Origin of the sequence: Streptomyces sp. NPDC052012, assembly GCF_040689265.1 — a bacterium.
Taxonomy (GTDB): Bacteria; Actinomycetota; Actinomycetes; order Streptomycetales; family Streptomycetaceae; genus Streptomyces.
The window spans coordinates 110,783-132,764 of sequence record NZ_JBFAXA010000010.1; the positions used below are offsets into that span (position 1 = coordinate 110,783).

Sequence of the window (21,982 nt, forward strand, 5' to 3'; positions counted from 1 at the left end):
GAAGCGCGATGGCGGTCAGCTCAGCTCGTACTCGACCACTTGCAAGAATTTCCCTCACAGTCCGCTGAGCTAGCACGGGCAAAAGCAGCATCTCTTGCCGGAATTTACGAGCTCCGCCTTCGTCAAGATCCCGGCTTGGCGGACAGAACACTAGATTTGACCCGCTTCGCCGAGATCCTGCGTGCCGCACCACAGGGTTTCGTTCGCTTCTTTTCTGTTCAGATGAAAGCGGGGCGAGCTCTCGTAACTGCTACGGAGGACCTGCAACGACCGCTGGCCTCCACTGTGGTACGAGGGACTGCTACAACTCCCGAAACCAGTCCAGCTAATGCAAGTGCAATCGGCAGTATCCCTTCAGGGCGCGCTGCCGTACTCTGCGAAACCCTTATGAGGGCGGGATGGCAAGCAGCCCTGGCCGCTATGGAAACGATCGCAAGCTCGTCGGCCACTGAGTTCCCCGTCTGGCTCGCGACACCTCAAACGCTGGCGCGGCACTACGCCGAAAAGGCCAACGAACCCGCGCAGCGGCATATCGATGCGAACCGATTCGCTCAAGCAATGTCCGAGTGCAACCCCCGCGAAAGAATTCTTGTCTTCCATCTCTTCGACCCGTACGGCTGGCAGATTACCTGCGCCGTTACCGAGGATTTCAATGCTGCTATCGCAGTAGTGGCCATGAAGAGGGGGCCGTCTCGATAAAAGGCGGGCCCGCAGGCGGTTGATCTGGCGGGTCCGGTCGAAGACCACGTCCAGGCGCCGGTTGGTCAGGATATGACAGCGCGGATCCCGCGTCGGCGGAGGTGGCTCCGGATCGCGCGGAATGAATACGCTGCCCGAGGCTGTGGAGACGCTCTGGCCTTGACCAATGGTCCGGACCAGTGCCGTTCACCTGCTGAGGAACAGCTTCCGGCACACGGCCCGCCAGGACTGAGACAAGATCGCCAAGGCGCTCAAGCCCGTCTACACGGCCCCGAACGAGGCAGCCGCGGCCGAGCGGTTACGCGGGTCCCACGAAGCCTCGGGCAGGAAGTGCCCGGCGGTCATCCGGCTCCGGGAGAACGCCTGGGCCGAGTTCGTGCCCTTCCTCTCCTTCGACGTCGAGATCCGCAAGGTCATCTGCTCGACGAACGCGATCTAGTCCGCCAACGCCCCCATCCGCCAGGCCGTCCGGGCGCCGGACACTTCCCGAAACCAAGCCGCGGCTTGCAGTGCCTCTACATGGCGCTGATGGGCCTGGACCCCACCGGCAAGGGCCGCAAGTTGTGGATCATGCGCTGGAAGGCATCCCTGAACGCCATCCCGATCGCCTTCGACGCCCGGCTACACCGTGAGCCCGCGCACCAGCAGGTCCAGCAGGGCGCACACGAACAGGGCGATGCCGATGAAGCCGTTGACGGAGAAGAACGCCCGGTTCAGGCGGGACAGATCGGTCGGGCGGACGATGGTGTGCTCGTAGACGAACGCGGCGGCCACGATCAGCAGGCCCAGCCAGAAGAACGCCCCGGCGCCGGTGAGGACGGCGTACCAGACGAAGAGGGCCGTCGTCACGGCGTGGCAGGCGCGGGCACCCCAGATCGCGGCCGGGATGCCGAAGCGGGCCGGGACCGAGCGCACGCCGATCTCGCGGTCGGTGTCGACGTCCTGGCAGGCGTAGATCAGGTCGAAGCCGCCGATCCAGATGCCGACGGCGAGTCCGAGGACCACGGCCTCCCAGGACCAGGCGCCGGTGATCGCCAGCCAGCCGCCGATCGGCCCCATGGCCTGGGCGAGCCCCAGGATGGCCTGCGGGAAGTCGGTGAACCGCTTGCCGTAGGGATACACCACCATCGGGATCACGGCGACGGGCGCGAGGGCCAGGCACAGCGGGTTGAGCAGGGCCGCCGCGCCGAGGAAGACCACCAGCGCGATGAGCGCGCCGGTCCACGCGTGCCGCACGGTCATCGCGCCGGTGACCAGTTCGCGGTGGGCGGTGCGCGGGTTACGGGCGTCGATCTCGCGGTCGATGATCCGGTTGGCGGCCATGGCGAAGGTGCGCAGGCCCACCATGGCCAGCGTGACCAGCAGCAGCCGGCCCCAGTGGATGTTCTTGTCCCACTCGTACATCGCGGTGAGGGCGGCGATGTAGGCGAAGGGCAGGGCGAAGACCGAGTGCTCGATCATCACCAGGCGCAGGAACGCCTTGGTGCGGCCCGGCTGCTGCGGCAGCGCGGCGGAGGCCGACGTCACAGTCCGTACTCCTTCCAGCGGCGGTCCACCTTCGCGGCGGTCTCCGGGTCGGACTCGACCATGTCGGGCCAGCCGCCGTCGCGCGTGTACCCCTCCTCGGGCCACTTCCTCGTCGCGTCGATGCCGGCCTTGCCGCCCCAGAACTGCTGGTACGAGGCGTGGTCGAGATGGTCGACGGGGCCTTCGACGACGGTGAGGTCACGGGCGTAGTCCGTGTTGCCGAGCGCCCGCCAGGCGACCTCGTGCAGGTCGTGGACGTCGCAGTCGGAGTCGACGACCACGATCAGCTTGGTCAGCGACATCATGTGGGCGCCCCAGATGGCGTGCATGACCTTCTGCGCGTGCTTGGGGTACTTCTTGTCGATCGAGACGATCGCGCAGTTGTGGAAACCGCCGGCCTCGGGGAGGTGGTAGTCCACGATGTCCGGGACGATGATCTTCAGCAGGGGCAGGAAGAAGCGCTCCGTCGCCCGTCCCAGCGGGCCGTCCTCCGTCGGCGGACGGCCGACGACGATCGACTGGAGCAGCGGACGCTTCCGCATCGTCACACAGTCGATCTTCAGCGCGGGGAAGGGCTCCTGCGGGGTGTAGAAGCCGGTGTGGTCGCCGAAGGGTCCCTCGGGCAGCATCTCGCCGGGCTCCAGCCAGCCCTCGAGGACGACCTCCGCCTGTGCGGGCACCTGGAGCGGGACCGTCTTGCAGTCGACCATCTCGATCCGCTTGCCCTGCACGAACCCGGCGAACAGGTACTCGTCGATGTCGCCGGGCAGCGGGGCGGTGGAGGCGTAGGTCACGGCGGGCGGGCAGCCGAAGGCGATGGCGACCGGCAGCCGCTCTCCCCTGCGTGCCGCGACCTGGTAGTGGTTGCGGCTGTCCTTGTGGATCTGCCAGTGCATGCCGATGGTGCGCTTGTCGTGCCGCTGCAGGCGGTACAGGCCGAGGTTGCGGATGCCCGTCTCCGGGTCCTTGGTGTGGGTGAGCCCCAGGTTGAAGAAGGAGCCGCCGTCCTTGGGCCAGGTGAACAGGGCGGGGAGCTGGTCGAGGTCCACGTCGTCGCCGCGCAGGACGACCTCGTGCACCGGCGCGTCCTTCACCTTCTTCGGCGGTACGTGCGTCATCGCGCCGAGCTTGCCGAAGGCCTCGCGGACGCCGACGAAGCCGTGCGGCAGTTCGGGCCTGAGCAGTCCGCCGATCTTCTCGCTGATCTCGCCGTACGACTTCAGGCCGAGCGCCTTCAGCAGGCGGCGGTCGGTGCCGTAGACGTTCATCGCGAGCGGCATGCGGGAGCCGCGCACGTTCTCGAAGAGCAGCGCCGGGCCGCCGGCCTTCTGCACCCGGTCGACGATCTCACCGACCTCCAGATACGGGTCGACCTCGGCCTTGATGCGCTTGAGGTCTCCCTCGCGCTCCAGCGCCCTGAGCAGGGAGCGAAGATCGTCGTAAGCCATGCGGTCAAGTATCCCCGAGCGGCTACCCTGGCCCTGTACCGACCCTGCCGGACCTGACTGCTCGCCCCTGTACCGCCACCGCTTCTGCTGGAGAGGCCCCATGCTTCGGGTGCTGATGTTCCTCGTGCCACTGGCGCTGAGCATCTACGCGTTCATCGACTGCATCAGCACGAAGGACGAGGACATCCGCCACATGCCCAAGCCGCTGTGGGCGATCCTCGTGCTGCTGTTCCCGCTGGTCGGCTCGATCTCGTGGATCATCGCGGGCAAGAAGCGGCATCCCGCGGGCGCGGGCGGCAGCATCGGCTCGGCGTGGAGCCGCGGCGGCGGCCGGGCGCAGTGGGTGGCGCCGGACGACAACCCCGAGTTCCTGAAGTCCCTCGACGAGGACAAGGACGCGGGCAAGGACAAGGACGACAAGCCGGGGGACGGCGGGCGCGACGGGGGCTGACCCGTAGCGGGCCGCACCTCAGGACCGGGTCCAGCGCTGGGAGGCCTCGCCCGCGCAGGTGGACGTGATCACGCCGCTGTTCATACCGAGGTCGAGGCAGCCGCCGTTGGAGGCGCTCTTGAGCGCGCCGCCGGATGCCGCGCGCCAGTGGCTCGAGGCGTAGGTGCAGCTGCCGACGAAGACGGCCTGCCCGAGCATGTTGGCGTACAGGCACTGGCCGCTGTTCTTGTTGACGAGCTGGAAGGTGCCGTCCGCAGCGCTGCGTACGGTCCAGGAGGCGGCGGCGCCCGAGCAGGCTCCGTGCTGGGCGGCGCCGTAGAGGGCGGTGAGGCACTCGCCGGTGTCGCCGTTGCGGTACTGGGCGGTGCCGGGGGCGGGGGTGTCCGGGGCGGTGCTGCCCGAGCCGCCGGTACCGTCGCCGCCACCGGCGCCGCTGGAACCGCCGGATGTGGTGGGACCTCCGGAGTCTCCTGCTCCTTCACCACCGCCACCGCCGGACCCGTCACCGGAGCCGCTGTCGCCGCCCGAGCCGGCACCGGAGGCCGCGCCCATGCCCTTGCCGTCCGTTCCGCTCTGCCTGTCCTTGCCGTCGTCACCGTCTCGGCCGTCCGCGCCTCCTTTGCCCTTCTCCCCTCCCGGGGACGCGGACGATTCCTGGGCCGGGGAGCCGGACGGGTTCGTGCCGGGTGAGGACCCGGTGGACGCGGTGGCCGCGGGGGGCGTCCCCTGCGCCTCGTCCTGCGGGGAGGTCACATACGGCAGCAGGCGGACCGCCAGTGTGGTGGTGGCCGCCACGACGACGACGGGAACGACGGCCAGCACGACCTTGGGCCGCCGGTTCCACTTCTTGCGCGGCGCAGGTGCCGGGGCGGGGGCGGACGGGGGCGCGGGCACGGGTTCGGGGTCGGGGTCGGGCGCTGGGGCCGGGAGCTGACCGGGCTCCGGGGTCCGCTCCGCGAAGGCGGCGCGCTCGGCGAGCGGCGCGGTGATGTCGGCGGGCCAGAGCGGAGGGGTGAACGGGCCGTGCTGCTCGGCGAGTTCGACGAGTTCGGCGGCGGTCGGGCGGCCCTCGTAGTCCTTGTCGAGGCAGGAGGCGACGACGTCGGCGAGCTGGGCGTCCAGTGCGCGCAATGGTTCGAGGTCGGGCTGCTCGTGCACGATGCGGTAGAGCACGGCGTGCCCGGAGTCCTCCCCGAAGGGGGGTCGCCCGCAGGCGGCGTACGCGAGCACCGAGCCCAGTGCGAACACGTCCACGGCACCGCTCGACGCCCGTACGCCGGAGGCCTGTTCGGGCGACATGAACGCCGGGGTGCCGACGACCATGCCGGTGCGGGTGACCTGGCTCTGCTCGGCGGCGCGGGCGACACCGAAGTCGATGAGGGTGAGCCCGCCGAGGGTCAGCATCACGTTGGACGGCTTGAGGTCGCGGTGCACCATGTCCAGCTCGTGCACCGCCGCAAGACCGGCCGCGGCCTCGCGCAGCAGTAACCACAGCGCGTCGGCGGGCAGCGGACCGTGCAGTTCGACGGCCTCGCGCAGGGTGATGCCGGGAACGTACGCGGTGGCGAACCAGGGCGGACGGGCGTCACGGTCGCCGGCGAGCAGCGGGGCGCTCGCGCCCTCGGGCAGCCGCGCGAGATTGTCCAGCTCGTGCCCGAAGCGCCGCAGGAAGTCCTTGTCCTCGCCGCCCGCGGAGGGCAGCACCTGCTTGACGGCGGCGTAACGCCCCTCGTGCACGCCGAGATACACCCGGCCCATGCCGCCGGATCCGAGCCGCCCGACCAGCGGGATCGGCCCGATCCGCCGCGGATCCTCGTCCTCCAGAGGCTCGGCCCCGCTGCCGGCGAGATCGAACCTGACGTCCCCGTTCACTCACTCCCCGTTCCCGGTCACGGCCGCCCCGTCCGTCCGGACCCGCGCCCATGCGTTCCCCCCAGCCCGCACGGACGGACACGGGTCCGGACGCGGGGTCCAGTGTGGACCACCAACGGGCTGGATTGGAAGTGGTTTCTAGAAAGACGTTCTAGTTCAGCGGCGATCCGGCCGCGTAGCATCACTGGCGTAGATTCACGAATGACGTGCGAGGACGGTGTCGCCATGACCCCCAAGCAGCAACGCGGCGAGGCCACCGTCGAACTGCTCCTGGACGCGGCGCTGCGCGTCTACGCCGTGGAGGGCGAGCAGGGCCTGACGGTCAACGCCGTCACCAAGGCCAGCGGGGTCAGTCTGGGCAGCCTGTACCACCACTTCGGCAGCCTCGACGGCTTGCTGAACGCGCTGCTGATGCGCTGGCTGGAGCGGCTGCTGGGTGAGATGCTCACGGCCCTGGAACACTCACGCACGGCCCGGACGGGCATCCGTGCGCTGGTGCGGGCGTACGTCGGATTCATCCAGGAACACCGCGCCGTGGGCATGCTGCTGCACTCCTCGCGCGCCGACCGCCTGACGATGACCCAGGGGAAGATGCTCCGCGACGCCCAGGAGGCGCGGCTGACCCCGCTGACCGCATGGCTGCGCACCCATGTCGAACGCGGCGAGGTGGCCCCCCTGCCCGAGCCGGTGCTCGAGTCCCTGATCCTCGGCCCGGTCATCGGCGCGAGCCGCCGCTGGCTGACGATGGGCGACATCGACCTGGACGAGGCGGCAAGGATCCTGCCGGACCGGATCTGGCGGTCGATCAGCGCGGACCAGGAGTAGAGGGCCCGCGGGTTACTCGTCCCCGAAGATCTCTTCGGCCGCTGATGCAGTGACGGCTCGGGCGAGCCAACCGCGCAGAACCTCGGGGTCGTCACATTCCGTGATGCGCGAGCGCACATCTTCGGAGACATCGAGTCCGCGCTGCTCCAGGACGAGCAGAAGGTCTTCGCCACGACTCTGTGCGCGGATCTCTTCGGCGATGTACGACTTGTAGAAGGAGAGGTCCACGGCCACCAGGTTCCTCCAGAGGTGCTTGGCCGGGCTCTTCGCCAGGCCCTGTGCGGTGAATTCGATGATGGGGTCCGCGATGGCTTCCTGCGTGTCCCGCAACGCGGTGGACAAGGCCTTCAGTATCCCATTGATGACCGGTTCGGCGGCGTGTGTGATGGCCGCCAGGAGTCGTGGGGAGCTTGTACTTCGTCCAGAGATGAGCCGTGTAGTAGGCCCAGGCTGCCGGCTTGTCCGGGTGCTTCCTGCCCTGCGCCTCGACGGCCAGCAGGAACGCGCCCTGCTCCGCCGTCTCCAGGCGCAGCAGCGTGTCGACGCGACGTTCGACAGGAACGGTTTCCGTCAGGTCGGTCGGCAGCGTCGTCGCTACTCACAGGTGGAGGCATGTCGACGCCGAGGTAGCGAGAGACGCGACTGAAGAGCCCCGGGTCGTGCTGGAGGATGCGGTGCATCGCCTCGTGGGGCGGGCTGACCATGTGGTTGCCGTTTCGTGCATATGCCTACTGAAGTTGCGGTGAGCGTAGGAGAGTTGCGTGCGCCATCATCTGGTTTGCCGGTGATGTTCCCCCGGGAGAGTGAGCGTGGATGACGGGCTTGTCGATCTGTTCGGGCGGGGACAACTTTCCTCGCACGGACAGGGAGACACGGGGGCATGGGATGGTGCGTGAAGGGGTTCATGTTGCTGCGCTGATCGTGGTCGCCGGGGTCGTCGCGTATCGGATCGTCGTTGCCGTGAAAGTCGCGGCAGCGCTGAAGGCGGACGTCGCCGTCCCCGAGGGCCTGTCCGTCGAGGAGCTTGCCTGTCTGGCGGGTGGGCGGCGGCGGGTTGTGAGTGTGGTGCTGGCGCGGATGAAGGCGCAGGGCCGGGTGTCCGTCACGGAGGGCGGGGACCGGGTGGTCCTGCATGACGTGGTGCCGGCCGATGGCGTGGAGGAAGCCATCGTCAAGGCGGCCGGTGTCGCGGGAAACGAGCGGGTCGGGAAGCTCGTCGCCGAGGTCGCCGGGAGCCGTGCCGTTCGGGACGTCGAGGAACGACTGTGTGCCGAGGGGTTGTTGGTCGGCCTCGGCGTGCTGCGGTCCCAGTACCGGGCGCGACGGCTGCTCTGGTGCGTGGCCCTGGTCGCGCCGGCGCCGACCGTCTACGAGGTCATCGGCGGTGAGCCGCACCTCTGGTGGGCCGGCCTCGCCCTGGCCGCCCTCGCCGCCGCACCCGCCGCCCTCGTCAAGCCGACGCAGGAGCGCGTGCCGCTCCGCGTCCGGTCCGCGCTCGACCTCCTGCGCGGCGAACGCGAGCGCCCCGCGTCCTCCCGCCCGGCGGACACCCTCACCGCTCTCGCCCTCTCCGGTCCGGCCGCCGTCCACGAGCCCGAACTGCGGGCCCTGGCCGCCGCGGAGACCTGGCGGGCCGTGGACCGTCCCGTCTGGGCCGACTCCGGACTCGGCACCAGCGCGTACGGCGGCGGCGGTTGCGGGGGTGGTGGAGGAGGCTGCGGAAGCCAGTGAGCACCGCTACGGTGCGGAGCAGTGCAGTGTGATGCGGTGCGGTACTGCCGCCGCTTGGCGAGTCGGCTTCGGAGGAGGGCTCCCCATGACCGTCGTCGAGCCGGTCGACGTTCGGCTGGGACAGCTGCTCAGCACTCATCCCGTCGCCCGCGGGAAGTACCTGCGCACCGGGGGCGCCGCCCTGGGCTTCGCCGTGGGGGGCCTACTGCTCGGCGCCCTCCTGATCGCCCACCCGGGCCTTGTCGTCGGGCAGCTGCTTGCCCTCGTCGTCCTTCCCACGCTCGCCGGTCTCCCGATCGCCGTCGTCCAGCTGAACCGCGCGCGGCACACGGGTCGCGGCGCGCGCTACGAGCTGTACGAGAACGGCCTGGTCCACCGCACGGCGGCGCGGACGAGGAGCTGGATCTGGGCGGAGGTCGCTGTCCTCGACGCCGGCCCCCAGCCGGCGGAGACGGGACCGGCCCAGGTGCCGATCGTCGGCCTGGTAGAGCGATTCGGCTGGCATTTCCGCTGCGTGGTCCGCTTCACCGACGGCTCCCGCGTCCGCATCGACGGCTACACGGCCGACGGTCCGGTGATCGCCCAGGCGCTCCTCGCCCATCGTCCCGACGCCGTCCCCGCCCCCCACACAACCCGCGGTGCGGTGATGTTGCTCTGGACGCTGCCGGTCGTCATCACGGCCCTGTCCGTCGCCATCGTCCTCATGTACCAGTACATGAACAGGACCACGGCAGACGTCGTCGCCCCGGCGATCGGGATGCTTGCCTGCGTCGTGGTCCTGGTGATGTCGCTGGTCGTCTTCGTCATGCTCCTGATCGCGACGATCCACGAACGGCGGAAGTGAACGCCGTCCAGGCGGAGCGGGTGACCAACAGAAACGGTCCGTCAGGGTTCTTGCTGTCGCGGACGGGAACGGTGCCGGGGAATCCTGGGGCCACCTCGACGCAGTTTCCGCCGTTGGCGTCGCTGTGGCTGCTCTTGATCCAGTTCGCCGCGCTGAGTTCGTGCCTGTCCATGATGCTCGTACCTCTCCATCAGGTCGCTGATCAGAGCGGCTGACTCCGGGGCCGACAAGGCGTCCGCCCTGAGCACATCATAGGTCTGGCTGTGTCGGCTGAAGACTGCCGGATCGTCGTTGAAATGGCCACGGTCAAGGGACTCCGAGTACACCCACTCGTGCCCGCCGGGCAGCCTGATCAGCGACATGGAGCCGCTGGGCCTGACGAGTCCGATCCTGTCGGACGGGGCGACTTGGATGCGGACGTTGGGTCGTCGCCCCACGTCGAGCAGGTGCGCGCACTGGTCCCGCATCACCGCATGACCGGCCACGATGTTGCGCAGGCAACTCTCGTCCAGGACAACGACGTAGAGCGGGCCGGCCTCAGCCCACAGGCGCTGCTGTCGGCTCAGTCGTGCGCGTACCCGCTCCTCCAGCTCGTCACCGCTGACGAGCCGTGAAAACAACGCTCGTGCGTAGTCCTCCGTCTGCAACAGGCCTGGAATAACGCGCTCCTGATACTCCCGCAGAGAAACCGCCACCGCATCCATTTCAGCCCGTCGCCGGAACCAATCCGGATGCTCCACCTGCGGATACCAGTCGATCCGACCCCACAGCCGCAGCAACACCCCGCCCGTACCCAGCAGTTCGTCGCAGGACTTCGCGAACGTGTCCGTCGGCACTCGCGTGCCCGCCTCCACCCTCGCCACGTGCGAGCGGTCGCACGGGATCTGCGCGGCCAGTGCCTCCTGCGTGAGGCCCGTCGCCTCCCGGAAATGCTTCAGGACCTCCCCGAACACGGCGGCCGTCGTGACCCCCGTACTCCCCTCGGCATTGCGTCGGCTCACGGCCCTCCCCCCTCCGGCCCTCCGTGACAGTGGTCGAGTGTCACGCGTCAAACGTTGATACCGACGATTCCCCTGAGACACGCTCGATACACCGAGAGTGACGAACGGGAGGGTGCATGGAACCGGGAACGCTCCTCTACGACCCCCACACGCGCCGGGTCGGCGAGTACCAGGACAGAGCGGGACCGTACGTGATGCTGCGCCCGGTCGGCGGCGGCCGGGAGTGGCAGGCGGACCCGTCGCTGGTCCGCCCGGTGACGCTTGAGGAGCGGCTGAGCGCCCAGGTGCGGGCGGCCAACGACCGTTCCCTGACAGGGCTGTCGACGGCGTACCCGCTCGTGTCCGTCGGTCCGCCGCCCGAGCCCGTCCCGGACTGCACCGACTGCGCGGCGCTGGCCGCGCGGCGCGACGACGCGCGGGCGGCGGGCGACGGCAGCGCGGAGACGGACGCCGACGTGCTGCTGGCCCGGCATCAGCGGCGGGGGCACACCGCGGGCCGCCGCCGGGTGTTCCGCTATGTGCCGTTCGTGATCGTGCAGGACGCGTCGGCCGCGCCCGAGTACCAGGCGTGGTGCGTCGTCGGCGACGAGGCGGACTGCGGGGCCTCCTCCGGGCCGTGTCAGGGCCCGGAGGAGGTGGAGGAGTGGCAGCGCCGGCACGCTCAGGAGACCCGGCATCTGCGCTACCGGCGCTGCTTCGCGGACTATGCGGTGCTGGAGCAGGTCAGGAGCCTGCCGCCTGGTTCCACAGGTCGCACTTGTGGTCCTCGGGGAAGCTCGTCGACACCGTGATCGCCTCGGGGGCGAGCACCTGCACCTTCGGGTACTGGCTCCAGCGCGGGGCGTCCGCCGCGTACGGGACGCCGGTGCGGGCGAAGCTGGTCCAGTAGCCGAGCATCTTCGCCGCCAGGGCGTTCTGGGCCGGGGTGCCCGAGACGCCGCCGAAGACGTAGCGGATCTCCGAGCCGTGCGGGGCGCCGATCGGGAAGCCGACCGGCAGGTTCAGGTAGTCCATGGCGTGGCGGTCGGCGAACTCGTACTGGTAGGAGCGGGTGTGGCCGGCCATCAGCCGTGCCGTTCGGTCTTGGAGGCAGGCGAACTGGGAGTCGGTGAGGATCGCGCCGAGGGCCTCGGCTGGGGTGCCGTACTCCGTCAGCGGGTAGCGGGCGAGGATGGTGTCGGCGCGGTCGCCGTAGAGGGTGCGGACGGCGACCGGGTAGCCGGCCGCGGTGAGTTGCCGGCCGGCCAGGTCGTACGTCGTCGCCACGGTGAGGCGGCCCTCGTCGGCGGTGGTGCCCTGGAGGACGGGGACCTTGTGGAACCGGCCGCTCTCCAGCGCATGTGCGATCTGCAGCGGCAGGACACGGCCGTCGACGTTGGGCACCCAGCGGGCGCCGGGGTTCAGTGAGGCGGTGAGCAGCTCGGCGGCCGGGCGGGACCGCAGACAGGCGACGTCGGCGCAGCCCACGGTGTCGGCCCAGGAGGTGCCGGTGCGCTGCTGCGACTGCTGGGTGGGCAGCGGGAAGCCGCAGCCCGACTGGGCGACGGCACGGTCGAACAGGCCGAGCGCGCGGGGCGAGACGAGGTGCTGGCAGACGCTGCCGCCGCCCGCCGACTCGCCGAAGATCGTCACCTTGTCCGGGTCACCGCCGAACGCCTCGATGTTCTGCCGCACCCAGCGCAGCGCCGCCTGCTGGTCGAGCAGGCCGTAATTGCCGGAGACCCCCTCGGGCGACTCCTCGGCCAGGCCCGGGTGGGCGAGGTAACCGAAGGCGCCGAGGCGGTAGTTGAGGGTGACGACGACCACGTCGCCGCGGGCGGCCAGTTCGTCGCCGTCGTAGAAGGTGCCGGAGCCGATGGTGAAGCCGCCGCCGTGGATCCAGACCATCACGGGCCGGTCGCGCAGGGAGCGCTCGGCGGGTGTGTGGACGTTGAGGTAGAGGCAGTCCTCGCTGGGGGTGCCGGGTCCGGCCAGATCACCCCAGGGTGTTTCGGAGCCGGCCTGCATGCAGGGGTTGCCGGGGGTGGTGGCGTCGCGGACGCCGGTCCATCGGGCGGGCGGGGCGGGCGGCTTCCAGCGCAGGCCCCCGACCGGGGGCGCGGCGTACGGGATGCCGAGGTAGGAGTGGGCGGACTCCCCTGCCTCGCCCCGCACCTGCCCGTACCGGGTGGTGACGGTCGGGCCTGCCTGGTCGTCGGCCGCCGCGACGGGCACGGCACCGCCCACCCCGGCCGCCGACAGCAGGAGCACGCCGGTCAGCACGCCCCGTAAGCGGCGCGTCCAGGACGATGACGAGCGGTGCGGGAGCCTTGCCTTGCGTCTGGAGAACGGGCCGGACATCGGCACCTCCGGGTACGGAGTCGGGTGGTGGCACGGACACCGCAGTGTCGGCGCCGTCACCCGTGCCCCGCATCGCGTAAATCACCAGTGCCGTCGGCCCGCGCTCACCTCAGCCGCGACGACGACAGGATCGACAGCAGGTGGGCGGGGACCATCACCCACGTGATCACGGCGAGCGCGCCCAGGGCCCAGCGGGTCGGCTCGATGCCGCCCGTCGCCGCGTCCGCGACCGCCGCGACCAGGAGGACCAGGGACGCCTCGATGCCGTTCGTCACGCGGTGGATCTTGAAGGCGGCGGCGATCCGGCGCACCGTGGCCACACCCTGTGAGCGCGGGCGGGTCGACTCGTCGTCGGCGACGGCGAGGCCGCGCCGGGCGCGGGCCACGTCCACCAGGTCGGTCGAGGCCTTGAGCAGGACGACGCCGAGGGCGGTGGCCACGCCGATCGACAGCCAGCCGCCGGTGCCGGACTCGGCGGCGCGGTAGCCGGCGCCCGCCATCAGGGCGGCGTCCGCGAGATACGCGCCGAGGCGGTCGACGTAGATCCCGGCGGCGCTGTTCTGGCCCTTCCAGCGGGCCACCTCGCCGTCCACGCAGTCGAAGAGCAGGAACAACTGCATCAGGATCACGGCGAGGACGGCACCGGTCAGGCCCGGGATCATCAGGGCCGCGCCGGAGGCGACCCCGCACACCACCATGGTCCAGGTCAGCTGGTCCGGCGTGACCGGGGTGCGGACCAGGTGACGGGTGGTGCGCAGCGAGACCTTGCGCATGTAGAGCCGGCCGGCCCAGTGTTCGCCGTTCCTGCTCTCCATCTTGGCCTGCGGCTGGCAGACCTCCCGCAGCTCCTGAAGTGCCGGAGCACCCATGACGTCCCTCCCAGCCACAACTGCCGCCCGCGCGGCGATGATCGGGCCAGGGTACAGAGCCCGCGGGACACACTGAGCACATGGACTCGATCGACCCCGCAACCGCCCGCACCTGGCTCGCCACCGCCCTCGCCGAGGCCCGCACCGGTCTCGCCGAGGGCGGCATCCCCATCGGCGCCGCGCTCTACGACGCCGAGGGGAACCTGCTCGGCCGCGGCCACAACCGCCGCGTCCAGGACGGCGATCCCTCGACGCACGCGGAGACGGCCGCCTTCCGCGCGGCGGGACGGCAGCCCTCGTACCGGGGGACGACGATGGTCACCACCCTGTCCCCGTGCTGGTACTGCTCGGGACTGGTCCGGCAGTTCGGCATCTCCCGCGTGGTGATCGGCGAGGCGGTCACCTTCCACGGCGGTCACGACTGGCTGGCCGAGCACGGCGTGGAGATCGTCGTGCTCGACGACCCGGAATGCGTGGCCCTGATGCGGGAGTTCACCGAACGTCATCCACAGCTGTGGAACGAGGACATCGGGAACTGACCGGCCCGCTCCGTGTCCCCCGGGCGCCTCAGAAGCCCACGGACGTCAGTGCGCTCATGCCGACATCCGCGTACGAGTGCTTGCCGGAGACGAAGATGTTGACGCCGTAGTAGTTGAACAGCCAGCAGCCGAAGGCGAGGAGGGCCAGGTAGGCGGCCTTGCGGCCCTTCCAGCCGGCGGTGGCGCGGGCGTGCAGGTAGCAGGCGTAGGCGACCCAGGTGATGAAGGACCAGACCTCCTTGGGATCCCAGCCCCAGTAGCGGCCCCAGGCGTCGCCCGCCCAGATCGCGCCCGCGATGATCGTGAACGTCCACAGCGGGAAGACGGCCGCGTTGACGCGGTAGGAGAACTTGTCCAGGGAGGCCGCCGCGGGCAGCCGGTCCAGGACCGAGGACGCGAAGCGGCCGGGCTGTCCGCCGCTCGCCAGCTTGTTCTCGTGGGAGTCGCGGAACAGGTACAGCAGCGTCGAGACCGCGCCCAGGTAGAACACCGCGCCGCAGAAGATCGCGGTGGAGACGTGGATGTACAGCCAGTACGAGTGGAGGGCGGGAACCAACTGGTCGCTGGCGGTGTACAAGACAGTGACGGCGAGGCCGAGATCGAGGAGGACCGTGGTGATCAGGAACAGCCCGAGCCAGCGCACGTTCTTCCTCAGGGCGAGGAGCGTGAGGTACACACCCACCGCGACCGTGGAGAAGGTGATGTTGAACTCGTACATGTTGCCCCAGGGCGCCCGCTGCACGGACAGGGCCCGGGTGAGCACACCACCGAAGGCGAGCAGGAAGCCGAGCACGGTGAGGGACACGGCGATACGGCCGTAGAGGTCGCCCTGCTCGTCGCCGCCGTGGGCCCCGGGGCCGTCGGGCACGTCACGCGCGCCCGCCGCGGCCCGCACGACGACCTTCGGCCGCTCCAGTACGGCGGTGCCGCCCGCCTTCCGCACGGTCACCGCCGGCGCCTTCCCGCCCTCCGCGCGGGTGAGCGCGGCGGCCGTGCGGGCGACCTTGCTGCGGCTGCCGAAGAGCCATTCGGCGATGTGGGCGAAGAACGCGAGGGTGTAGACGGCCATCGCGGAGTAGATGAGCACATTGCTCATCTCGGCGAGGCTCTCGTTCGTTGCGGCGGCGAGAGTCACTGCTTCTCAGCCCCTTCGGCAGGTACGGCTTGAGGGTTGGCGGGATCGGAGGGTTCCGGGTCGGGGGCGCCCGGTGCCCGGTCATAGAGGATCTCGGCCAGGTCGCCCAGTTCCTCCGGCACCTTCGCGGACTCGCTGCGGCCCAGGCCGGCCATCTCGACGACCGTCACCCCGTCGGCGCCGCGCACGGCCCGCACCCAGACCCTGCGGCGCTGGATGAACAGGGACGCGGCGAGGCCGCCGATGGCGACGACCGCACCGCCGAGGGCCCAGCCGCCGCCCGGTTCCTGGACGACCTGGAAGCCGGCCCACTCCTTGATGTCCTTCTCGAAGGTGACCGAGCCGGCGCCGTTCGGGAGCTTCATGGTCTCGCCGGGGGTGAGCAGCTTCTTGAACAGCTCGCCCTTGGCGTCCTTGAACTCCTTCATCTTCGTCTTGTCCATCTGGTACACGCTCTGCGGAATGCCGGAGTCGGCCTTCAGATCGCCGTGGTAGGCGTTGAGCGCGAGCACCGGATAGTCCAGCGCGGGGAACTGGGAGAGCATCGTGCCGGTGGCCGAGCCGCCGAAGGTGGGCACGAAGAAGGCCTGGAAGCCGAGCTGTTCCTTCTTGCCCTCGGGGTTGCGGTAGCCGTCGAGGATCTTGACCACGCCGGAGGAGGTGACGTTGGCGTCGAGCGGCAGCAGCGGCACGGCGTCCTGGAAGACGATCTTGCCCTTGCCGTCGCGGACGGTGACGACGGGCGCGTAGCCGTGGCTGACCAGGTAGACCTTGGCGTCGCCGATCTCCAGCGGCTCGTTGACCTTGACGGTGGTCTTCTTCTCCGGGCCGTAGGCGCCCTCGCTGTAGGTGAGGTCGGCCTCGTAGGTGCGTGGGGTGCCCTTGTTGGGGCCGGTGCGCTCGTACGTGCCCTTGAAGTTCTTCAGGTCGAAGCTGAACGGCTCCAGGTCGTCGTTGGAGAAGAGGTTGCCCGACTTGAAGTCGTCGTACTGCGGGAGCGTGTTGGAGAAGCCGTGGCCCTCGACGATCAGCTTGTTGCCCTCGGACTTGAACAGCTGGCCCCACGCGAAGGCGATCAGCATCACGATCAGGGCGATGTGGAAGGCCAGGTTGCCGACCTCGCGCAGATAGCCCTTCTCGGCGGCCACCGCGTCACCGGCGAGATGGGCGCGGAAACGGCGCTTGTTCAGCAGGGCGAGGGCGGCCTCGCGGACCTGCTCGGGCTCGGACTCGGTGCGCCAGGTGGTGTAGGCGGGCAGCCGGGTCAGCCGCTTGGGGGCGCCCGGCGGGCGGCCGCGCAACTGGCCGACGAACTGCCAGGTGCGCGGGACGATGCAGCCGATGAGGGAGATGAACAGCAGGATGTAGATCGCGGAGAACCACACCGAGCTGTAGACGTTGAACAGGCCGAGCTTGTCGTAGATCGGCGCGAGGATGTCGTGCTTCTCGCGGAAGTCGGCGACCTTCGTCTCGTCGATGCCGGTCTGCGGGATCAGCGAGCCGGGGATCGCGCCCAGCGAGAGCAGCAGGAGCAGCAGCAGCGCGACCCGCATGGAGGTGAGCTGCCGCCAGAACCAGCGGGCCCAGCCGATGACGCCCAGGGAGGGCAGGTTCGGCAGCTCCTCCTTGGGGGCGGTGGACAGCTGGGAGCCGGCGGCGCCCAGGTCCTGGTCGTCACCGGTCCTCGGGGTGTCGTCTGTCGTGGTGTCGCTCATCGGGTCAGATCCCCACAGTGAAGCCGTTGGACCAGGTCTGCATCTGCGCCACGAGGCTGTCCCACGCGCCGGTCAGCAGCAGCACACCGGTCAGGATCATCATGGTGCCGCCGATGCGCATGACCCACACGTAGTGCCGCTTGACCCAGGCGAACGCGCCGAGCGCCTTGCGGAAGGCGACAGCGGTGAGCACGAAGGGCACGCCCAGCCCCAGACAGTACGCGACGGTCAGTACGGCGCCGCGCCCGGCGCTCTCCTGCTGGGCGGACAGGGTCAGCACGGAGGAGAGGGTGGGGCCGATGCAGGGGGTCCAGCCGATGCCGAACAGGGCGCCGAGGACGGGGGCGCCGACCAGTCCGGTCGCCGGGCGCTTGTGGAAGCGGAACTCGCGCTGGGTGAGCCAGGGCATCAGGCCCATGAAGAAGACGCCCATGAGGATCATGAAGACGCCGAGGATCTTGGTGAGGACGCCGGACTGTTCCTGAAGGGTCTGGCCGAAGTAGCCGAAGAAGGCGCCGCCGGAGACGAACACGGCGGTGAAGCCGAGCACGAACAGGGAGGCGCCCGCCACCATGCGTCCGCGCCGGGCCTCGGCGAGGTCGGTGCCGGAGACGCCGGTGACGTAGGAGAGGTAGCCGGGGACCAGGGGCAGGACGCAGGGCGAGAAGAAGGAGATGAGCCCGGCGAGCAGCGCGATGGGCAGCGCCACCAGCAGGGCGCCGTTGAGCACCGTGGTGTTCGGATCCGTCACGTCGCTGCTCTCACTTCTCCGCGACGACCGGCTTGAGCATCTTCAGCAGCCGTTCCTCGCTGAGCGGCGACAGCGAGCGGGCCGCGATCTTCCCGTCCCGGTCCAGGATCAGGGTGGAGGGGATCGCCTGGGGGTTGAGCGTGCCCTTCTCGAAGCGGAGCATCAGCTTGCCCGTCGGGTCGTACAGGCTCGGGTAGGGGACGTCGAAGTCCTCCTCGAAGGCCTGGGCGGCCCGGATGTTGGTGTCCCGGGTGTTGATGCCGACGAACTGCACGCCCTTGTCGGCGTAGGCGTTGGCCACCTTGGTGAAGTACTTGGCCTCGGCGCGGCACGGGTTGCACCAGGAGCCCCAGACGTTCAGGACGACGACCTTGCCCTTGTGGTCGGCGACGTCGAGCTGCTCGCCGTCGACGGTCTTGCCGGACAGCTCGGGTGCGGCGGCGCGCTCGCCCTTGTCGGCGGTGGCGATGCCGTCGGTGCCGGTGACGAAGTTGGTGTTGCCGCCCCCGCCGGACGTCCCGCCCGAGCCGCACGCGGTGACGAGCAGCGCGGCCACGGCGGCACCGGCGGTCAGGGCGGCGCGGCGGCGGACGGTCACACGGCGGTCGCGGGTGGCGCGGGTGGCGCGGTTCGAGCGCTGGGGGGCGCGGCTTGCGGCACTCATGTGAAAAGTTTCGCATGCCCGTTCAGGGGATCTTGCGCACCCCCCTTGCGGGCGGAAACCCGCATATCAGGCGGCGCTCCGGAGGAACTCCTGCCAGCCACCGGCCGGTTTCTGGCCGACGTCCAGGGTGCGGAGCCGGTCGAGCACCTCCGGCTTCTGCACGTCCAGCCAGTCGACGAACTGCCGGAAGGAGACGAGCCTCACGTCGCCGCCCTTCTCCTTCTCCCGTGCCATGTGCTTGAGGGCCTCTTCCACGGCGTCCATGTAGATGCCGCCGTTCCACTGCTCGAAGTGGTTGCCGACGAAGAAGGGGGCGCGATTTGTCTCGTATGCCCGTTTGAATCCGGATATGTACGCCTGGGCCGACTGCTCGCGCCAGCCCGGGTAGTTGTGGGCGGGCGCCTTCGTCGAGTTGAGGGACTGGTTGGCGAGCATGTTGTAGTCCATCGACAGGACCTCGAAGGAACGGCCGGGGAACGGTATCTGCTGCAACGGCAGGTCCCATATGCCCCGCTTCTTCACCGGCCAGGTCTGCCGGCCGCCGGGCGAGGAGGCGTCGTAGCGCCAGCCGAGCTCGCGGGCGACGGGCAGCAGGTTGTCCTGGCCGAGCAGGCAGGGCGTACGGCCGCCGACGAGCTCCTTGTCGTAGTCGAAGGGCAGCGACGGCAGATCGCTCCAGCCGGTGTGGGTCCGCCACTGCCGCACGAACGACTTCGCCTGGTCGATCTCACTGCGCCACTGCGCCGGCGTCCAGTTCCCGACGCTGCCGGAACCGGCGCAGAAGTGGCCGTTGAAGTGGGTGCCGATCTCGTGGCCCTCGAGCCAGGCGCGGCGGACGTTCTTCAGTGTGTCCTTGATGTGGTCGTCGGTGAGGTAGCCGATGTCGGAGGCGCCGCGCGGGTTGTTCGGCGGGTCGTAGAGCCGCTTCTTCGACTCGGGCAGCAGATACAGCCCGGAGAGGAAGAAGGTCATGTGGGCGCCGTGCTCCTTGGCGAGGTCGAGGAAGCGCGGGAAGAGCCCGTTGCCGACCTCACCGGCGCCGTCCCAGGAGAACACGACGAACTGCGGCGGGGTCTGACCCGGCTCCAGCGGGACGGGCTCGTCGGGCTGGTGGGGCTGCTTGCCGGTGAAGGAGGTCGAGCCGTCGCCGATCGGGCGGGCGGTCCTCGTCGGCTCGGGCGTGCTCCCCGGCCGCCGGCCGTCCGGGGAACCGCCGGCGTGGGTCGAACCGTCCGAGCCGGTGAGGCCGCCGCAGCCGGCCAGTGAGACGGCGGCCGCGGCGCCCGCGCCGAGCCCGAGCATTCCCCTGCGGGTGAGAGTGCGCATGGCCTCCCCGTTCGTCACATCATCTGGTGGTCACCCAGTCAGAGGGCGTGACGAAGAGGGAGGTTGCTCGCAAATGGGGAGGTTTTGCAACGAACGGGACACACCGGGGAGAGGGTGCCTCACGCCCCGGAAAGGGCGAGGACTACGCCCCGAACGCCTTGTCCTTCCCCTTCACCCGCTTGGCGCCCGCCAGCAGGTGCGCGGGCACGAGGTCGCGGGCCGGCTCGCTGTAGCCGACGGAGACGATCCGGTCGCCCTGGTAGGTGAAGGTGGTCAGCGAGGCGAGCGTGCACTGCCGCTTGCGCGGGTCGTGCCACAGGCGCCGCTTCTCGACGTAGGACCGCACGATCCAGATGGGCAGCTGATGGCTGACCAGCACCGCCTCGTGCCCGCGGGCCGCGTCCTTCGCCGCGTTCAGCGCGCCCATCATCCGCACGACCTGGTCGACGTACGGCTCGCCCCAGGACGGCTTGAACGGGTTGACCAGGTGCCGCCAGTTCCCCGGCCGGCGCAGGGCGCCGTCGCCGACGCCGAAGGTCTTGCCCTGGAAGACGTTGTCCGCCTCGATCAGCCGCTCGTCGGTGACGATGTCCACCCCGTGCGCCTTGGCGATCGGCTCGGCGGTCTCCTGCGCCCGCTCCAGCGGGGAGGCGACGACATGGGTGACATCGCGGGCGGCGAGGTGGTCGGCGACCCGGTCGGCCATGCGCCGGCCCAGCTCGGAGAGGTGGTAGCCGGCCAGCCGCCCGTAGAGGATGCCGTCCGGGTTGGCGACCTCGCCGTGCCGCATGAGGTGGACGACGGTGATGTCGCTGCTCGCGTTCGTGCTCACGCGGTGGCCTCCGCTGCCGCTCGGGCCGCCGCCGGGAGGGCGTCGGCGATCCGCTGGACGGCCCGCTCGTCGTGCGCGGTGGACACGAACCAGGATTCGAAGGACGACGGGGGCAGATAGACGCCGTTCTCCAGGAGCGAGTGGAAGAAGGCGGTGAAGCGGAAGGACTCCTGCGCCTTGGCGTCCTCGTAGTTGCGGACGGGCCGGTCCGTGAAGAAGACGGAGAACATGTTGGAGGCGTTCTGCAGCGTGTGCGCGACGCCCTCCTTGGTCAGCGCCTCGCCGACGAGGGCCTGGATCTGCGCGGAGACGGCGTCGACCTTCTCGTAGGCCGCGTCGTCGAGCAGCCGCAGCTGGGCGAGCCCGGCGGCGGTGGCGACGGGGTTACCGGAGAGCGTGCCGGCCTGGTAGACCGGCCCGGCGGGGGCGAGGTGCGCCATGACGTCGGCGCGCCCGCCGAACGCCGCGGCCGGGAAGCCGCCGCCCATCACCTTGCCGAAGGTCATCAGGTCGGGCCGCACTCCGTCGACGCCGTACCAGCCGGCGCGGCTGGTCCTGAACCCGGTCATCACCTCGTCGGAGATGTACAGCGCGCCGTTCTGCGCGCACGCGTCCTTGAGCCCCTGGTTGAACCCGGGCAGCGGCGGGACGACGCCCATGTTGCCCGGCGACGCCTCGGTGATCACGCAGGCGATCTCGCCGGGGTGCGCGGCGAAGGCGGCGTGCACGGCGTCGAGGTCGTTGTACGGCAGGACGATGGTGTCGCCGGCCTGGGCGCCGGTGACGCCCGGGGTGTCGGGCAGCGCGAAGGTGGCCACGCCGGACCCGGCGGAGGCGAGCAGCGAGTCGACGTGCCCGTGATAGCACCCGGCGAACTTGATCACCTTGGTGCGCTGGGTGAAGCCGCGGGCGAGGCGGATGGCCGACATGGTGGCCTCGGTCCCGCTGGAGACGAGCCGCACCTGCTCCAGCGGCTCGATCCGCGCGACCATCTCCTCGGCTAGCGCGACCTCGCCCTCGCCGGGCGTGCCGAAGGACGTACCGCGGGCGACGGCCTCCTGGACGGCGGCGATCACCTCGGGGTGCGCGTGCCCCAGGATCATCGGGCCCCAGGAGCAGACGAGGTCGACGTACTCGCGCCCGTCGGCGTCGGTCAGATACGGGCCGCTGCCGGACACCATGAACCGGGGGGTGCCGCCGACGGCGCGGAAGGCACGCACCGGTGAGTTGACGCCACCGGGAGTGACGGCCGCGGCACGATCGAACAGCGCCTGCGAGGCGGGGGCTTCGTATGGATATGGCAGTTCGCTCATGACCTGCGACTTCTCCGACCTTCTGTCGACTTCTCGGGATCTCGGACGGGTTCTGGGACACCGAGCGCGAGGGACGTGTTCAGAGTAGGCCAGGGGCGGT

Annotated in this window: 21 protein-coding genes and 2 pseudogenes; 8 read left to right on the plus strand and 15 right to left on the minus strand. The window is 70.0% G+C overall.

The features are described from left to right. Positions 1-420: 420 nt before the first annotated feature. A complete protein-coding gene (locus AB0412_RS18805) occupies positions 421-699 on the plus strand; it encodes a hypothetical protein (protein WP_366403677.1) in 279 nt (92 codons plus the stop codon). A 118-nt stretch (positions 700-817) separates the two neighbouring features. Further along, positions 818-1,323 (plus strand): annotated as a pseudogene (locus tag AB0412_RS18810) (transposase); the annotation flags it as partial. On the opposite strand, the gene mqnP reads toward AB0412_RS18810, so the two are convergent. Both mqnP and AB0412_RS18820 read right to left on the minus strand, forming a co-directional pair. Beyond that, positions 1,321-2,226 carry a menaquinone biosynthesis prenyltransferase MqnP gene (mqnP, locus tag AB0412_RS18815; protein WP_366403678.1) on the minus strand — a complete coding sequence of 302 codons (906 nt, stop codon included), beginning with the start codon at positions 2,224-2,226 and terminating at the stop codon, positions 1,321-1,323. The pseudogene AB0412_RS18810 and the gene mqnP sit on opposite strands and share 3 nt — an antisense overlap. After that, positions 2,223-3,674, minus strand: coding sequence for a menaquinone biosynthesis decarboxylase (locus tag AB0412_RS18820; RefSeq protein WP_366403679.1), 1,452 nt, complete (start codon positions 3,672-3,674; stop codon positions 2,223-2,225). Before AB0412_RS18820 ends, mqnP begins: the two co-directional genes overlap by 4 nt. Before the next feature lie 100 nt (positions 3,675-3,774). Between AB0412_RS18820 and AB0412_RS18825 the strand changes: the two genes are divergently transcribed. Next, positions 3,775-4,125 (plus strand): PLD nuclease N-terminal domain-containing protein, encoded by a 351-nt coding sequence (locus AB0412_RS18825; RefSeq protein WP_366403680.1) that lies wholly within the window; start codon positions 3,775-3,777, stop codon positions 4,123-4,125. A gap of 18 nt (positions 4,126-4,143) precedes the next feature. Here the strand turns inward: AB0412_RS18825 and AB0412_RS18830 are convergent, their stop codons facing one another. Further along, positions 4,144-5,997 carry a serine/threonine protein kinase gene (locus AB0412_RS18830; RefSeq protein WP_366403681.1) on the minus strand — a complete coding sequence of 618 codons (1,854 nt, stop codon included), beginning with the start codon at positions 5,995-5,997 and terminating at the stop codon, positions 4,144-4,146. A 225-nt stretch (positions 5,998-6,222) separates the two neighbouring features. Here AB0412_RS18830 and AB0412_RS18835 point away from each other — a divergent pair, with 225 nt between their 5' ends. Further along, complete coding sequence (locus tag AB0412_RS18835; protein ID WP_366403682.1) at positions 6,223-6,822, plus strand: TetR/AcrR family transcriptional regulator; 600 nt, start codon at positions 6,223-6,225, stop codon at positions 6,820-6,822. 12 nt (positions 6,823-6,834) lie between these two features. On the opposite strand, the pseudogene AB0412_RS18840 reads toward AB0412_RS18835, so the two are convergent. Next, positions 6,835-7,526 (minus strand): annotated as a pseudogene (locus AB0412_RS18840) (hypothetical protein). 181 nt (positions 7,527-7,707) lie between these two features. On the opposite strand from AB0412_RS18840, the gene AB0412_RS18845 reads away from it, so the two are divergent. After that, positions 7,708-8,553 (plus strand): TIGR04222 domain-containing membrane protein, encoded by an 846-nt coding sequence (locus tag AB0412_RS18845; RefSeq protein WP_366403683.1) that lies wholly within the window; start codon positions 7,708-7,710, stop codon positions 8,551-8,553. An 85-nt stretch (positions 8,554-8,638) separates the two neighbouring features. Then, positions 8,639-9,397: a hypothetical protein gene (locus AB0412_RS18850; protein ID WP_366403684.1), complete on the plus strand. Its 759-nt coding sequence runs from the start codon at positions 8,639-8,641 to the stop codon at positions 9,395-9,397. On the opposite strand, the gene AB0412_RS18855 is transcribed toward AB0412_RS18850, so the two are convergent. Together AB0412_RS18855 and AB0412_RS18860 are read right to left on the minus strand one after the other, a co-directional pair. Further along, positions 9,357-9,491 carry a DUF397 domain-containing protein gene (locus tag AB0412_RS18855; RefSeq protein ID WP_366403685.1) on the minus strand — a complete coding sequence of 45 codons (135 nt, stop codon included), beginning with the start codon at positions 9,489-9,491 and terminating at the stop codon, positions 9,357-9,359. The two genes, AB0412_RS18850 and AB0412_RS18855, sit on opposite strands and share 41 nt — an antisense overlap. Further along, positions 9,439-10,398 (minus strand): helix-turn-helix transcriptional regulator, encoded by a 960-nt coding sequence (locus tag AB0412_RS18860; protein ID WP_366403686.1) that lies wholly within the window; start codon positions 10,396-10,398, stop codon positions 9,439-9,441. Before AB0412_RS18860 ends, AB0412_RS18855 begins: the two co-directional genes overlap by 53 nt. Before the next feature lie 116 nt (positions 10,399-10,514). On the opposite strand from AB0412_RS18860, the gene AB0412_RS18865 reads away from it, so the two are divergent. Then, positions 10,515-11,189: a hypothetical protein gene (locus tag AB0412_RS18865; protein ID WP_366403687.1), complete on the plus strand. Its 675-nt coding sequence runs from the start codon at positions 10,515-10,517 to the stop codon at positions 11,187-11,189. Here AB0412_RS18865 and AB0412_RS18870 read toward each other — a convergent pair. Next, positions 11,122-12,660, minus strand: coding sequence for a carboxylesterase/lipase family protein (locus AB0412_RS18870; protein ID WP_366403688.1), 1,539 nt, complete (start codon positions 12,658-12,660; stop codon positions 11,122-11,124). The genes AB0412_RS18865 and AB0412_RS18870 overlap by 68 nt on opposite strands. Before the next feature lie 182 nt (positions 12,661-12,842). After that, complete coding sequence (locus AB0412_RS18875; protein WP_366403689.1) at positions 12,843-13,607, minus strand: CDP-alcohol phosphatidyltransferase family protein; 765 nt, start codon at positions 13,605-13,607, stop codon at positions 12,843-12,845. An 80-nt stretch (positions 13,608-13,687) separates the two neighbouring features. On the opposite strand from AB0412_RS18875, the gene AB0412_RS18880 reads away from it, so the two are divergent. Continuing rightward, on the plus strand, positions 13,688-14,146 hold the full coding sequence (locus AB0412_RS18880; RefSeq protein ID WP_366403690.1) for a nucleoside deaminase: 459 nt from the start codon (positions 13,688-13,690) through the stop codon (positions 14,144-14,146). Between the two features lie 28 nt (positions 14,147-14,174). Here AB0412_RS18880 and ccsB read toward each other — a convergent pair whose 3' ends face one another. The 7 genes from ccsB to hemL all read right to left on the minus strand — a co-directional run bounded on the left by ccsB (position 14,175) and on the right by hemL (position 21,882). After that, on the minus strand, positions 14,175-15,281 hold the full coding sequence (ccsB, locus tag AB0412_RS18885; RefSeq protein ID WP_366403691.1) for a c-type cytochrome biogenesis protein CcsB: 1,107 nt from the start codon (positions 15,279-15,281) through the stop codon (positions 14,175-14,177). Next, positions 15,278-16,996 carry a cytochrome c biogenesis protein ResB gene (locus tag AB0412_RS18890; protein WP_366403692.1) on the minus strand — a complete coding sequence of 573 codons (1,719 nt, stop codon included), beginning with the start codon at positions 16,994-16,996 and terminating at the stop codon, positions 15,278-15,280. The genes ccsB and AB0412_RS18890 overlap by 4 nt, the downstream gene beginning before the upstream one ends. Positions 16,997-17,000: 4 nt before the next feature. Further along, on the minus strand, positions 17,001-17,747 hold the full coding sequence (locus AB0412_RS18895) for a cytochrome c biogenesis protein CcdA (protein WP_366403693.1): 747 nt from the start codon (positions 17,745-17,747) through the stop codon (positions 17,001-17,003). Between the two features lie 10 nt (positions 17,748-17,757). Beyond that, on the minus strand, positions 17,758-18,411 hold the full coding sequence (locus tag AB0412_RS18900; RefSeq protein ID WP_366403694.1) for a TlpA disulfide reductase family protein: 654 nt from the start codon (positions 18,409-18,411) through the stop codon (positions 17,758-17,760). 66 nt (positions 18,412-18,477) lie between these two features. After that, positions 18,478-19,713, minus strand: coding sequence for a polysaccharide deacetylase family protein (locus tag AB0412_RS18905; protein ID WP_366403762.1), 1,236 nt, complete (start codon positions 19,711-19,713; stop codon positions 18,478-18,480). Positions 19,714-19,879: 166 nt separating this feature from the next. Continuing rightward, positions 19,880-20,527 (minus strand): histidine phosphatase family protein, encoded by a 648-nt coding sequence (locus AB0412_RS18910; RefSeq protein ID WP_366403763.1) that lies wholly within the window; start codon positions 20,525-20,527, stop codon positions 19,880-19,882. 38 nt (positions 20,528-20,565) lie between these two features. Then, positions 20,566-21,882 (minus strand): glutamate-1-semialdehyde 2,1-aminomutase, encoded by a 1,317-nt coding sequence (hemL, locus tag AB0412_RS18915; protein WP_366403695.1) that lies wholly within the window; start codon positions 21,880-21,882, stop codon positions 20,566-20,568. Positions 21,883-21,982: the final 100 nt, after the last annotated feature.

Bases quoted from the DNA above. Each gene is read 5' to 3' on its own strand.
- AB0412_RS18805 (WP_366403677.1), top strand. From the start codon at position 421: ATGGAAACGATCGCAAGCTCGTCGGCCACTGAGTTCCCCGTCTGGCTC.
- AB0412_RS18820 (WP_366403679.1), bottom strand. From the start codon at position 3,674: ATGGCTTACGACGATCTTCGCTCCCTGCTCAGGGCGCTGGAGCGCGAG.
- AB0412_RS18825 (WP_366403680.1), top strand. From the start codon at position 3,775: ATGCTTCGGGTGCTGATGTTCCTCGTGCCACTGGCGCTGAGCATCTAC.
- AB0412_RS18835 (WP_366403682.1), top strand. From the start codon at position 6,223: ATGACCCCCAAGCAGCAACGCGGCGAGGCCACCGTCGAACTGCTCCTG.
- AB0412_RS18845 (WP_366403683.1), top strand. From the start codon at position 7,708: ATGGTGCGTGAAGGGGTTCATGTTGCTGCGCTGATCGTGGTCGCCGGG.
- AB0412_RS18850 (WP_366403684.1), top strand. From the start codon at position 8,639: ATGACCGTCGTCGAGCCGGTCGACGTTCGGCTGGGACAGCTGCTCAGC.
- AB0412_RS18865 (WP_366403687.1), top strand. From the start codon at position 10,515: ATGGAACCGGGAACGCTCCTCTACGACCCCCACACGCGCCGGGTCGGC.
- AB0412_RS18875 (WP_366403689.1), bottom strand. From the start codon at position 13,607: ATGGGTGCTCCGGCACTTCAGGAGCTGCGGGAGGTCTGCCAGCCGCAG.
- AB0412_RS18880 (WP_366403690.1), top strand. From the start codon at position 13,688: ATGGACTCGATCGACCCCGCAACCGCCCGCACCTGGCTCGCCACCGCC.
- AB0412_RS18890 (WP_366403692.1), bottom strand. From the start codon at position 16,996: ATGAGCGACACCACGACAGACGACACCCCGAGGACCGGTGACGACCAG.
- AB0412_RS18900 (WP_366403694.1), bottom strand. From the start codon at position 18,411: ATGAGTGCCGCAAGCCGCGCCCCCCAGCGCTCGAACCGCGCCACCCGC.
- AB0412_RS18905 (WP_366403762.1), bottom strand. From the start codon at position 19,713: ATGCTCGGGCTCGGCGCGGGCGCCGCGGCCGCCGTCTCACTGGCCGGC.
- AB0412_RS18910 (WP_366403763.1), bottom strand. From the start codon at position 20,527: ATGCGGCACGGCGAGGTCGCCAACCCGGACGGCATCCTCTACGGGCGG.
- hemL (WP_366403695.1), bottom strand. From the start codon at position 21,882: ATGAGCGAACTGCCATATCCATACGAAGCCCCCGCCTCGCAGGCGCTG.